12 protein-coding genes and 1 pseudogene are annotated in these 12,659 nt (G+C 58.3%); 9 read left to right on the forward strand and 4 right to left on the reverse strand.

Features of this window, described 5'->3' with window-relative positions; translation table 11 throughout:
• Window positions 1–16: 16 nt before the first annotated feature.
• From tssI to GKKCFE_RS25380, 6 genes and pseudogenes are all read left to right on the forward strand, one after another.
• Window positions 17–2,085: pseudogene (gene tssI, locus GKKCFE_RS25355) on the forward strand (type VI secretion system tip protein TssI/VgrG).
• The gene (locus GKKCFE_RS25360; protein WP_188251867.1) at window positions 2,082–2,933 is read left to right on the forward strand and encodes a DUF4123 domain-containing protein; all 852 of its coding nucleotides are present in this window, start codon (window positions 2,082–2,084) and stop codon (window positions 2,931–2,933) included. Before tssI ends, GKKCFE_RS25360 begins: the two are co-directional and overlap by 4 nt.
• A complete protein-coding gene (locus GKKCFE_RS25365) occupies window positions 2,930–3,703 on the forward strand; it encodes a hypothetical protein (RefSeq protein WP_188251868.1) in 774 nt (257 codons plus the stop codon). The genes GKKCFE_RS25360 and GKKCFE_RS25365 overlap by 4 nt, the downstream gene beginning before the upstream one ends.
• A gap of 12 nt (window positions 3,704–3,715) precedes the next feature.
• Window positions 3,716–5,896, forward strand: a complete 2,181-nt coding sequence (locus GKKCFE_RS25370) for a lipase family protein (RefSeq protein WP_445577246.1) — start codon at window positions 3,716–3,718, stop codon at window positions 5,894–5,896.
• 169 nt (window positions 5,897–6,065) lie between these two features.
• Window positions 6,066–6,764 (forward strand): hypothetical protein, encoded by a 699-nt coding sequence (locus tag GKKCFE_RS25375; RefSeq protein WP_139048653.1) that lies wholly within the window; start codon window positions 6,066–6,068, stop codon window positions 6,762–6,764.
• Window positions 6,761–7,669 (forward strand): hypothetical protein, encoded by a 909-nt coding sequence (locus tag GKKCFE_RS25380; RefSeq protein ID WP_445577247.1) that lies wholly within the window; start codon window positions 6,761–6,763, stop codon window positions 7,667–7,669. The genes GKKCFE_RS25375 and GKKCFE_RS25380 overlap by 4 nt, the downstream gene beginning before the upstream one ends.
• 194 nt (window positions 7,670–7,863) lie before the next feature.
• Here the strand turns inward: GKKCFE_RS25380 and GKKCFE_RS25385 are convergent, their stop codons facing one another.
• From GKKCFE_RS25385 to GKKCFE_RS25395, 3 genes are all read right to left on the reverse strand, one after another.
• Window positions 7,864–8,139 carry an HU family DNA-binding protein gene (locus GKKCFE_RS25385; RefSeq protein WP_024777879.1) on the reverse strand — a complete coding sequence of 92 codons (276 nt, stop codon included), beginning with the start codon at window positions 8,137–8,139 and terminating at the stop codon, window positions 7,864–7,866.
• Between the two features lie 192 nt (window positions 8,140–8,331).
• Entirely contained in the window at window positions 8,332–9,480 is a 1,149-nt protein-coding gene (locus GKKCFE_RS25390; protein ID WP_445577248.1) for an NAD(P)/FAD-dependent oxidoreductase, read from the reverse strand.
• Window positions 9,481–9,515: 35 nt separating this feature from the next.
• Window positions 9,516–9,680, reverse strand: a complete 165-nt coding sequence (locus GKKCFE_RS25395; RefSeq protein ID WP_047226732.1) for a rubredoxin — start codon at window positions 9,678–9,680, stop codon at window positions 9,516–9,518.
• A gap of 197 nt (window positions 9,681–9,877) precedes the next feature.
• On the opposite strand from GKKCFE_RS25395, the gene GKKCFE_RS25400 reads away from it, so the two are divergent.
• Both GKKCFE_RS25400 and ubiA read left to right on the forward strand, forming a co-directional pair.
• Window positions 9,878–10,441 carry a chorismate--pyruvate lyase family protein gene (locus GKKCFE_RS25400; protein ID WP_047226791.1) on the forward strand — a complete coding sequence of 188 codons (564 nt, stop codon included), beginning with the start codon at window positions 9,878–9,880 and terminating at the stop codon, window positions 10,439–10,441.
• Window positions 10,441–11,331 (forward strand): 4-hydroxybenzoate octaprenyltransferase, encoded by an 891-nt coding sequence (gene ubiA / locus GKKCFE_RS25405; RefSeq protein ID WP_047226731.1) that lies wholly within the window; start codon window positions 10,441–10,443, stop codon window positions 11,329–11,331. Before GKKCFE_RS25400 ends, ubiA begins: the two co-directional genes overlap by 1 nt.
• Before the next feature lie 92 nt (window positions 11,332–11,423).
• Here the strand turns inward: ubiA and GKKCFE_RS25410 are convergent, their stop codons facing one another.
• A complete protein-coding gene (locus tag GKKCFE_RS25410) occupies window positions 11,424–11,810 on the reverse strand; it encodes a COG4315 family predicted lipoprotein (RefSeq protein WP_076383212.1) in 387 nt (128 codons plus the stop codon).
• Window positions 11,811–11,962: 152 nt separating this feature from the next.
• Here GKKCFE_RS25410 and phoB point away from each other — a divergent pair, with 152 nt between their 5' ends.
• Window positions 11,963–12,652, forward strand: a complete 690-nt coding sequence (gene phoB, locus GKKCFE_RS25415; protein WP_003177195.1) for a phosphate regulon transcriptional regulator PhoB — start codon at window positions 11,963–11,965, stop codon at window positions 12,650–12,652.
• The last annotated feature ends 7 nt before the right edge of the window (window positions 12,653–12,659 follow it).

Here is a 12,659-nt window from a genome sequence, read left to right on the forward strand (position 1 = left end):
ACCCAAGGATGAACTGATGCACTCCACTATTGAGTTACCCAATTTTCACCTCTCGATTCCTGACCTCGACCATGATCTACAGGTCTTGGCCTTCAATGGTTATGAAGCCATTAGTACGGCTTATTCTTTCGATATTGACCTCGTCAGCGAACGAAAGAACATGGACCTTGAAAGCTTATTAAATAAACGGGCATTTCTTGTTTAAACAAACAGGGCCGCGGTGTACATGGACTAATTTATCGCGTTGTACAACGTGAGTTCGGTGAGCGTCTGGCTCATTACACGATCAGGTTGGTTCCACGACTGGCTTATTTGCAGCACCGTACTAATCAACGAATTTTCCAACACATCAATGTCCCGCAAATCATCTCATTAATCTTAAAAGAACATGGCATTCTCGCCGACGCTCATCGCTTTCAATTAAACTCCAACTATCCGCCACGTGATTACTGCGTGCAGTACCACGAGTCTGACTTAAATTTCATTGAGCGTCTGTGTCACGAAGAAGGCTTGCATTATCACTTCCAACACAGTGCATCGGACCATCGCTTGGTATTTGGCGATGATCAAACGGTGTTTCGCCGACTGAAACGGTCCATTGTTTATAGGCACGAAAGGGACTTGGTTAACGACGAACCGGTTATCCAGCGTTTTGATCTGCGATTGGAGATACGACCCAGCAGGGTCACTCGTCGTAATTACGATTTCAGGAAGGCGGCATTTCCTTTGGAGAACGGCTGTCAGCCAGACAGCGACAGCATCTGGCCAGACTTGGAAGACTACGATTACCCCGCCGATTTTGCTCAGGACAAACGCGGCAGGTTACTCAGTCAACGAGCCTTGGAACGGCATCGTGCCGACTACCGCCAGGCTGAAGGCAAAAGTAATCAACCGGAGCTGGCTACGGGACACTTCCTGGCATTGAGTGGGCACCCTCGCCAGGAATGGAATGATCTTTGGCTGCTGACCGAAGTGCATCATCAAGGCAGGCAACCGCAAGTGCTGGAAGAAAACCTCACCTACACCCCCTCCGCGAATGAAGGCGACTTCTATCAGAGCTACCGCAATCGTTTCATTGCCACACCTTGGGATGCAACCTACCGTTCGCAGCGGGTCCATCAGAAACCACACATATCGGGCAGCCAGACCGCCATAGTCACTGGTCCTGAAGGCGAAGACATCCATTGCGACCCCTATGGTCGCGTCAAGGTCAGGTTTTTCTGGGATCGCGCGGGTCATCTCAATGACCGTAGCAGTTGTTGGTTACGAGTTGCGTCCAGTTGGGCCGGCAACGGCTACGGAAGTGTCACGGTTCCAAGGGTGGGCATGGAGGTGCTGGTGACCTTTATGGAGGGCGACCCCGACAAACCCTTGATCAGTGGATGCCTGACCAACAGCGTCAACCCTTTGCCCTACCCGCTCCCTGCACACAAGACCCGCACGGTGTTTCGCTCTCGCAGCTCGCCAGGCAACAAGGGGTTCAATGAGTTGCATCTGGAAGACCGCGTGGGTCAGGAGCTGGTCTACCTGCATGCTCAGCGTGACATGGAGCAGAAGGTTGAGAACGACAGTCGTCTGGAGGTTGGCAACGAACGACGAGAGATTATCAAGGGCAACAGCACCACTGTACTGCAAGCCGGTGAGTATCGAACCACGGCTGCCGATCGCGTAACCCAGATTGGAGGCAACGACTATCTGCGTGTCGCCAACCGTCACACGAGCGTTGAACAGACACTGGTCGTTGAGGCCGGACAGCAAGTACATATCAAGGCAGGCGCCCATGTGGTTCTCCAGGCAGGCGCAACCCTCAGTTTGAATGCCGGGGGCCAACACCTGGTGATCGACCACAGCGGTATCCATAGCAGCAGTGAAATCCAGATCGGTGGATCACCACTGTCCGGTGCAACCGCCCCGTCATTCAAGCCCGGATTAGCGCCCCCCCTGGCAACGTTACCGGATCAGCTCCCGCTGCTTGCGCCTACTCAACGCGCCCTGATGGCGGCCAGTAAAGCCTTAGGGTCCGACTTTTGCCCTATCTGCGAGGCCTGCCGGGAGGGTATCTGCCCAATGGAAGCCGCTGCATGACTCATTCACGCCCTTATCAATGGTTACTCACACACCAGAGTCTCGGCCACACCTTGTGTCTCGTTCTGGACTCCGAAAATGAGCGCCAGATACGCCAGACATTGCTGAAGAACAGCCGCCCTCACCAGTACCTCAGTGTCTATGGGCAAACGGTGGTCGCAGACCTCTGTGATGCCGGGCCGTTTGTCTTCACGGTCGATCCCGGCGACAAAAATATCAACGAGTTGCTCATGCGCCCGGACAGTGACTGGGGGTGGTTTGCCAGCGTTCCCAAAGGGCACATGCCCATGTTTGTGGAACACTGGCGCAAACGGTTGATCATCGGAGATCGCCCGCATCAGGCACTGTATCGCTTTCAGGACAATCGAGTATTGGCCAAGGCTCTCAGGAATCTGCCCGTTGAGGCCTATCCGGGCTACCTCGGGCCGGCGATCAGCGTGTGCTATTGGCAGGGCACCTGTTGGGAATGCACGGATAACCCGGCGCCAGGCACTATTGCGGTGCCTGACTTTCCTCTTTGGCTACAGCTACCACTTGCTCAACAGCAAGCGATGAAAACTCGCCTGATCAACGCCCACCGCTTTTTGTTGGCCGAGCATCTTCAGGCCTACGCTCAGCTCGCCGAACAACAGGATCCGCAGATATGGTTGCGCGCCACGCTTGATCAGGCCGAGGCATGGAATTGGCTGGCGCCCGACCCTCTGGAGTTTTTGCTCACCCAAAGCCTGCAAGCCCTCACCCAGAAGCTGGCGTCGCACTGGCATGCGCGTCCTGGCGAACCCCCCGACGAACACTTTGAACGAGTGCGCTTGGCGGCGCAGGTTTGGCAAGGGGACGCGCCGCAATGAACAATCACCTGCGGATGATGAACCTTGGCTTATGCCTGGCGATAACGGCGGGTTGCGCCCAGGAACAGGTGAATACCTTCATCTTTACCGCTGACTTGCCGCCCGACTTTGCCTACGTTGCGGCGGTGTACTACTCCCCCGCCAGGGGTGAGAGCTGCACCGTAGAGAAAAGGGACAACAAAGCCCCCGTGTTTAACAGAGAGTGGCGAAAGGAATACACACCTGACTCCCGGATCACTATTCGAACCACCCGTAAGGGCTGTCCGCTGGTGATCAACCGCATCAAACTCAAAATCAACTCCGCCTACGGCCAAGACTGGAGCGATGTCAGTCATGACACGGCCAACGTCGTTATTCGTGATGAGTTGGAAAACACATATAAGGGGACTTTCAACGAAGCGGGAGAAAGCCTCTTTTTTGGTCAATGCCAATGGCTATTTCGTACCTCAGGAAAGCCTCGCATTCTCAGAAAAATCCTCGATTGTAAAAAAACCAACCCACTCGGCGAACCTGGACACGGGCGTCCTTTCACTGCGTACGCCCTCGAACAGCTACCAGGCAAGACCGTGAAGATGAAAATTTCCCTGGCGCCGGAGGAGGAACCCTACTTCACCGGTAAATGGGTGAAGTTCAAAAATGGATATAAACGCTGTATGGGCAAGGGCTTTGAAGATCAACACGCTTTCTGTCTCGGAAACTTTAAAGACTTCAGCACATTTCAAATGATTGACGGCCGTATCTGCTCCGTCTATCCCGGATGCATCGAATAAGGAAAGGACTCAATGGCAGTTTCAAATAAGGAAATGACGTCTTCTTTAAATGGACGAATGGTTTCTTGCCCTCGACAAGGCAAGTGGACCACTTTTCAACTCATTGACGAGTTCGGTTCAGGCGAACCGTATGCCGGGTTGGCGTATACCGCGACTGATGCCGAAGGGCTTGAATATCACGGCCAGCTAGACACTGATGGGGCAGGGAAAGTGGCCAACCATTGTGCGGGGCCCATTGCCCTTGTGTTCACTGAACTCTATCAAGGCAACGACGCAGGGTACAACGAACTGATTAACAGGGAGCATTACCCCCTCAAAATTACCGAACTGCAAGTTCGCGCCGAACAAACACGCTACCTGAACAGCAACGCCTCCCGCACCCGAGAAAAACCCGCGCAAACCAGCGCTGATGAATTTTTCCAAGTGGAAGTGCGCCACTTGGTCCAACATTCCACGCATCTGCCACCAGAGGTGAACCGTCACTACCCACCCGGCACGGGGCCTGCGAGACTCATGGGAGAACATGGCAAGTTCGGGGTGGCCTTGATGCCCCAAAGGCACACCGTGCTGGAGGTACGTCCACTGCGGGCCTTGCGGCCCATGCTGTCCACCGCACCCGAGTTCTGCGCGCTCAACTTATACCAACTGGCGCTCATGTCGACCCTGACCTATTGCCCCTTCGGCCAGACACCTGACAAATCGCCGATAGAAACACCGGTAAGTTTCACCCAACAGCCAAGCATGGGTCATTGGTTCGCGGATGCTTTGGCCAAATTCGAAGAGATCTGGAAGCTCAACCCAGAGCAAACAGAACCTTACTTCTACCCTCTGTACGAGGACGTGCCCTACTCCAAGCGCCTGGAGATCGTCCCGTTCGACCCAACTCTTTACGCGGCCAACGATCCAGAGTCAGGCGTACATCAGGAACATCCCGCCAACATTCATTTTTTCGACGACACCGACGAGCAAGACAGCACGGACACCCAAGCCTTCATCACCCACAACGACGAATTGATCCTGATCGCAGTGCGTGGAACCCAGCAATTCGCCGACGGCCTGCGCGACGCCGATGCACTCCAAGTATCTTTTGAAGAAGGTGCGGGCCATGTGCATCGAGGTTTCTATCGGGCCGCCAAACATGCCGCGACCTTCGTGACGAGTTATCTGGACCGATTCTACGCAGGACAAAAACTGCTGATCTGCGGCCACAGCCTGGGAGGCGCAGTGGCGTTATTACTTTCCGAGATGCTGCGTTGCAGACATGAAAGCTACAGCATCCAGCTCTACACCTACGGCGCACCCCGCGCCGCCGATTCCACGTTCATTAAAAACGCCGGCCCCCTGTTGCACTATCGCATGGTCAACCACAACGACCCGGTACCCAGCTTACCCGGCAGTTGGATGAACACCAGAACAGGTGTGTATGGCGTCGGCACGGCACTGATGTTCGCCAACGTGCCGCTCGGCCTTTCAATGTTCGTGGCAGGCATCACGAACTGGACGGGCGAGGCCTACGAACACCACGGTATCTTGCGACATTTCTTGCCGGTTGAACTCGGTCGCGGGGAGAAGTCCTCGATTCTCTGGACACCCAGTTGCGACACCATTACTCAACACGCCGCCTGCGAAATAGCCCTTCACCATAAGCGCGGCTTGCCGGATCGTCCTTCATTCCTATCTCAACTCTTCGACGTTAGAAACCATTTCATGATCCCCAGCTATATCCCCGCTTGTTGGGCGACCTTGCGCCGCTGGCAGCAAGCGCAGGCTACTGGAGACAGCCTAGTGACAAAGCTCGAATATGAATGGATAGGTAGTGCGCTGGAACGGATTACCCAGCAGTTACGCGACGAAAACCGTCACCAGACGAGACGCTCGGCACCAAATAGGCGTAGCGAAAGGCCCGTTAACATTGCACTCGCTCGCGAGATAGACAAGATCCAAACCACCCGCGCTCGTCTAGCCACACTGCGTACGGCGTCAGTCAACGAAAAAGACGTTTATGGAAGTTTGTCCGAGCATCCCGAACGATTGGCGCAAAGTTTAGCCCGCTGGCACGAACATCCGCAGAACAGGGTCGCCGAGCAACTGGCGATGGAGCCGACTGAGGAGGTTGATATCGAATTAATAAGCGGTGCGCACGGGTACTCCGTCGGTAAACATTACACACTGGATGTTGATTCGATCATTTGACTCAAGAACTCTGGCTGGCGCTGCAGACTCTGAATTTCCGCAGGGTGACGAAGTCACTTCCCACTCCTAGCTGTAGCCCAGCTGAAAAAAATATATCAATCTGCCATTATTGTTCCGCCCGATGCTGCCGACACAGGCAGCATCGTTTTTAATCATAGGGACTTGATGCATGTCTTTTCACACCTTCCGCACCCTCGCTGCACTGACGTTGCTCGCCTGCCTCACGCTCACCGGCTGCGCCCACGTTCAACCACCAGTACCGCTGGATCATCAATTCTGGGACGCCAAGGAGCCGACTATCGGCGTGGCGATTACCGTCGTGCCGGAGCCTGTGCTGGCGCTGACCGGCAATCAGGGTCTTCTGGATTTTGCCATCAACAAGGGCGTTAACAGCACGCTCAGCGACAGTGTCGAGAAATGGCAAGTCAAGGACCTCAACACGCTGCCGGACGCCATTGTCGCCAAGTTGCAGGCCAAGGGTTACAAGGCCAAACGAATCGACGAGCCGGTGGATCTGAAGGTCTATAAGGAAGTCAGTTTCCGCGAAGGCTACACGGTCCGCGACCTGACGCCGCTCAAGGCGACTTACGGGGTGGATCGCCTGTTGCTGGTCAACATTCTGGCTACCGGCGCCACTCGCAGCTATTACAGCGTCGTGCCGACCAGCGTGCCGATGGCGCAGGTGGGCGGGCAAGGCATGGTGGTTGATCTGGCCGACAACAAGCTGCTGTGGTTCAAACCTTTTGCCGTCGTGCAGGCCGCTCAGGGTGAGTGGGACGAGCCTAACTACGCCAATCTGACCAACGCCTTCTACCAGGCGATGGATACCAGCCGCCAGCAAATGATCACCCCGTTCGAACAACAATGAAACGGGCGCTGTTAGCGGCCGCCACGCTGGCCCTGCTGGTGCTGGCCGGTTGCGCGCAGAAGCCTGCGCCGCCGGCCGGTTTCAAGTCGCAAGAGGCGGTGACTTACGTCCAGGCCCATGGGGTCAAGGTGGATGTACAACTGCCGCCGGCGTTCGTGGGGGCCAGCACTGTGGTCGACGCCAAGGCCGCGCAGCAGGCCGCGTCGTCGAGCCATAATCTGATCGCCAGTTCCGGCAACACCGCCGGGCTTGCCGGTTTGCTGGTCGCCAGCCTGATCAATACCCAGATGGGCAGCGGCAGCTTGCAGCGGGATGCGGAAACCGCTGCGGCCAAGGAGTCGCGCCCGCTGGCCGACCTGTTGGCGGGCGTGCCGTTGCAGGAACGTCTGCAACAGCGTTTCCAGCAGGCTTCGCTGGCGGCCGGCCTCAAGCAGGGAATGGGGCCCGTGACCGCGCGCCTACTGGTCGAACCTAAACTGATGCTCACCCCCGATCGCGGCAGTTTCGTGCTGATCAATCAGGTGCAGGTCCAGGATATTGCCGGTTCGGCGCTGTACCGCATGCGCATCGAAGTCACCAGCCAGCCGATTCGGCGTTGCGGCAGCCGCTGCATTGATGATGGCAGCCTGGATCTGACGCAAGTCACGGCGGTGCTGGACGAGTGCATCGACGAATCGATGCGCGTGCTGACCACCGACCTGATGCTGCCGACCCCACCGCCAGCCGCCCAGGAAACCTTGCGTTATGTGCTCGATGGTCAGCGCGTGGTCGAGCGCGGTTATCAACTGGCCCACAACGGCAGTTACTGGCGTTATCGCAACCTCTACGGCGCGGTGAAATCAGTGCCGGTGCCGTTCGAGGATGCGCTGACAGAGGCGCAGTTGCAGAAGGTATACGGGCGTTAATCTGGGCTGCGCCGCCGAGCGGGGATAAATCCCCTCGCCCAACCAACAGGCGGCCATCGCGAGCAGGCTCGCTCCCACATTGGCGGTTGGGTGCCTTCGACGTTCGGGACACAAGCATAAAAAAAGGGCATCCGACTCAATCGGCATGCCCTTTTTTTCTACCGTTTGCCCCCTAACCGGGGAACCCGCGGCGATTATGGATTGACGCTGTCCTTCAACATTTTGCCCGGCTTGAAGGCGACCGTGTTGCTGGCCTTGATCTTCACCGGCTCACCGGTCTGTGGGTTTTTGCCGGTACGCGCGCCGCGGTGGCGCTGCAGGAAGGTGCCGAAGCCTACCAGGGTGACGCTGTCCTTGCGGTGCAGGGCGCCGGTGATTTCTTCGAGAACGGCGTTGAGGACGCGGTTGGCTTGCTCTTTAGTGAGGTCAGCCTTTTCCGCGATGGCGGCGGCGAGTTCTGGTTTACGCATGAATGAAGCCCCTTTTGACGGTTTTTTTGTTGTTATGTCTGGGCTGTACTCATGGAAACAGCCCCTAAGGCGCCGCAGGCTCTACTCTGCGGCAGACGGGAGTGAGGATGGCACGGGGCCGCAGGCGGCGCCAGTGTCAGGGCGGCCTTTGTCGCGCCGAAAGCAGGGTATTTACGACAGAAGGACTGGCATTTACGCCAGCAGCGCTGGAAGCTCTTTGTTCAGTGCCAGTTTTTCCATCACCGCCGCGCCGGTCAGGGCGTAACCCAGCAGGTTGCCGTTGGCGTCGCGGCACAGGGCCTTGATGTCACAGCCCTGCCCTTCGACGCTCCACACGCCTTCGCTGCCCCGTGGTGGTGGCGAAACCACCAGTGGGCACACCGGGGTTTTCACGGTAATTGGCATGGCACCGTAGCGCACCGCGGTCGGGTTGCCGGCCAGGGTTTGGGCCAGGGCACGGGCGCAGCTCATCAGCGGCATGACGTACAGCAGGTTCAAGCCGTCGACCTCGGCGCAGTCGCCCAGGGCGTAGATGTTGGCGTGGGAGGTTTTCAGGTGGCGATCGACCACCACGCCGCGATTGACCACCAGGCCGGCAGCGGCGGCCAAGTCGATGCGGGGGCGCAGGCCAATGGCCGAGACCACCAGGTCGCAGGCGATCACCTGGCCGTCGGACAGGTGCGCCTCCAGCCCGTCGGCCACCCGTTGCAGGCGATTGAGCACCGGCCCCAGGTGGAAACGCGCACCGAGGCTTTCCAGCCCGGCCTGTACCGCAGCGGCGGCCGCAGGGTGCAGCAGGGTCGGCATGACTTGCTCGCACGGCGCGACCAGTTGCACTTCGTAACCGCCCAGGATCAGGTCGTTGGCGAATTCGCAGCCAATCAGCCCGGCACCGAGCAAGAGCACCCGGCGCTTGCCGGCGGCCGCTGCGCGAAAGCGTGCGTAGTCTTCCAGATCGTTGATGGGGAAGATCAGGTCCGAGGCATCACCCTGTACCGGCACGCGCACGGTTTCTGCGCCCCAGGCCAGGATCAGGTCGCGGTAGTTCACCGTTTCTTCGCCGATCCACAAGCGTTTGTGGCCCGGATCGATGCCGCTGATGCGGGTGTGGGTGCGCACTTCGGCGTTCAGTTGCTCGGCCATGGCGCCCGGCTCGGCCATGCTCAGGCCGTCGGCGTCTTTGTTTTTGCCAAAGCCTGTGGAGAGCATCGGCTTGGAGTAGGAGCGACCGTCATCGGCGCTGATCAGCAGCAGCGGAGTTTCGCTGTCGAGTTTGCGAAACTCCCGGGCCAGGTTGTAACCGGCAAGGCCCGTACCGACGATGACGACAGGTGCACTCATGTTGCTCTCCATGTAGCTCTCCATGCAGGAAACGATCAGATAGCGATCATTTCGAAATCCGATTTACCCACGCCGCAGTCCGGGCAGAGCCAGTCTTCGGGTACGTCTTGCCAGGCAGTGCCGGGCGCGATGCCGTCATCCGGCCAGCCAAGGGCTTCATCGTAGATCAGGCCGCAGACAATACATTGCCACTTTTTCATTCAGGTACTTCCTCAGGTGTCGGCATTTGCCGGTATGGTTGGGTCGATGTAAAGCTGCCCCTTCCGGCTCAGGGCGTTTTGTACTGATCGGTCGCGATAGATGCAAGCATGATCGACGCTAAGACCGCCCCGCTGAATCAAATTCGCCAACCGACATGGTAAGCTCGCGGCCTCATTTGCTGCCATTCAAGACCTCTGTGCCGCATACAAATTCGATATTTCCTACACTCCAATGGTTGCCCCAGCCCCTGCTGTCGCCTCGCCCTGACGCCTGTGTGCTCGACTGGCTATTCGACGAAGGGTCCCTGACCCGGCGCCTGACGCGGCTGTCGGATGAGCGTTTCAGCGTGACGCCGCTGTTCGAAGGTTGGCAACCCTTGCGGGCCGATGAATGTGCCGCGCTGGATCTGGCCGAGGGCAGCGAAGGCTGGGTACGCGAGGTGTATCTGCGCGGCCATGGCGAGGCCTGGGTGTTTGCCCGCAGTGTGGCGGCGCGTAGCGCGTTGCAGGGCGACGGTTTGCAGATGGACGAGCTGGGCAGTCGTTCCCTGGGCGAGTTGCTGTTTTGCGACCAGGCGTTCCAGCGCCGGGCCATCGAGGTTTGCCATTACCCCGAACAATGGTTGCCGGCTGAGGTGCGCGCTCGTGAACTGTGGGGCCGCCGTTCGCGTTTTGATCGCGGAACGTTGAGTGTGCTGGTGGCGGAAATTTTCCTGCCGCGCCTGTGGACCGTCGCCCGCGCCTATTCGGAGAACTGCTGATGTACGTGCAACTGCTCAAATCCTTGAACCGCCTGAACCCGCGGGCGTGGGACTTCGTGCAACTGACGCGCCTGGACAAGCCCATCGGCATCTATCTGCTGTTATGGCCGACGTTGTGGGCTTTGTGGATTGCCGGGGAAGGTTCGCCGTCCCTGGCCAACATCGTGATTTTCGTGCTTGGCGTGGTCCTGACGCGCGCCGGTGGTTGTGTGATCAACGACTGGGCCGACCGCAAGGTGGACGGCCACGTCAAACGCACCGAACAGCGCCCGCTGGTGAGCGGCAAGATCAGTTCGAAAGAGGCGCTGGTGTTCTTCGCGGTGCTGATGGGCGTGAGCTTCCTGCTGGTGCTGTGTACCAATGCACCGACCATCTTGCTGTCCCTCGGCGGGCTGGCGCTGGCGTTCAGTTACCCGTTCATGAAGCGCTACACCTACTATCCGCAAGTGGTGCTGGGGGCAGCGTTCTCCTGGGGCATGCCGATGGCGTTCACTGCCGAAACCGGGCATTTGCCGGCGGCGGCCTGGCTGCTGTACATCGCCAACCTGCTGTGGACGGTGGGCTACGACACCTATTACGCGATGACTGACCGGGACGATGACTTGCGGATCGGCGTCAAGTCCACGGCCATTCTGTTTGGCGATGCCGACCGGGTGATCATCCTGACGCTGCAGGGCCTGGCCTTGGGTTGCCTGCTGCTGGCCGGGTCGAAATTCCAGTTGGGCGGCTGGTTCCACTTGGGGCTGGTGGCCGCTGCCGGGTGTTTTGCCTGGGAATTCTGGTACACCCGCAGCAGAGACCGGATGCGCTGCTTCAAGGCTTTTTTGCACAACCATTGGGCCGGGTTGGCGATTTTCGTGGGGATTGTGCTGGATTACGCGTTGCGGTGAGACCGCTGACCCAGCGCTGAACCCACGGTCATGAAATCTTTGTGGCGGGGGAGCTTGCTCCCCGGCCACAAAAGCGTTTTAGCACCGATCAGCTACTTGGGCTTGGCAACCTTCCAGGCACCGCCCATTACGCCGTCACCGGTCTTGTCTCCTTCTTTCTCGTCCTTCACGAAGGTGTACAGCGGCTTGCCGTCGTAGGCCCACTGCGACGACCCGTCGTCGCGCGTAATCACGGTCCATTTACCCATGGGCATGGCAGCGCTTTCAGCCTTGAGCGGTGGCCAGTTCTCGGCACATTTGGCGACGCACGCTGACTTGCCGCCTTGGTCTTTTTCAAAGGTATACAACGTCATGCCCTTGTGGTCGGTCAGCATGCCATCTTTGATCATCGCCGGTTCGTCAGCCGCGTACGCCAGCGCCGGCAGCACCAAGGCAACCGCCAGGCCCAGAGCCTTGATGGATTGGGTAAGGTAAGTCATGGAAACCTTCTTTTGCAGTTGTCAGGAATCGGACTCAAAAGCTTAGTCCAGGATCCTCTACACTGCCGGGTGCCGAGACAAGTGTCACACGACTGCAATAATTCCGTTATCTAATGCGGCGCAAGACAGTTAAATGACAAGAGGATTACCCCATGGTTGGCAGGAGCATTCTGATCGTCGACGACGAAGCGCCCATCCGCGAGATGATCGCCGTTGCGTTGGAGATGGCCGGCTATGACTGCATGGAAGCAGAAAACTCCCAACAGGCCCACGCCATCATCGTCGACCGCAAGCCCGACCTGATTCTGCTGGACTGGATGCTTCCCGGTACGTCTGGCATTGAACTGGCGCGACGCCTCAAGCGCGATGAGCTGACCGGTGATATCCCGATCATCATGCTCACCGCCAAGGGCGAAGAAGACAACAAGATCCAGGGCCTGGAAGTCGGCGCCGACGACTACATCACCAAGCCGTTTTCCCCACGGGAGCTGGTGGCACGCCTGAAGGCCGTGTTGCGGCGCGCCGGTCCGACCGATGGCGAGGCCCCGATTGAAGTCGGCGGCCTGCTGCTGGACCCCATCAGCCACCGCGTGACCATCGACGGCAAACCCGCCGAGATGGGCCCGACCGAATACCGCCTGCTGCAATTTTTCATGACCCACCAGGAGCGCGCCTATACCCGTGGGCAACTGCTGGACCAGGTCTGGGGCGGTAATGTTTATGTCGAGGAGCGCACCGTGGACGTGCACATTCGTCGCCTGCGCAAAGCCCTCGGCGATGCCTATGAGAATCTGGTACAAACTGTGCGCGGCACCGGTTATCGTTTTTCGACCAAGGCCTGACCCGAGC

It is taken from the genome of Pseudomonas sp. E141 (genome assembly GCF_052659885.1).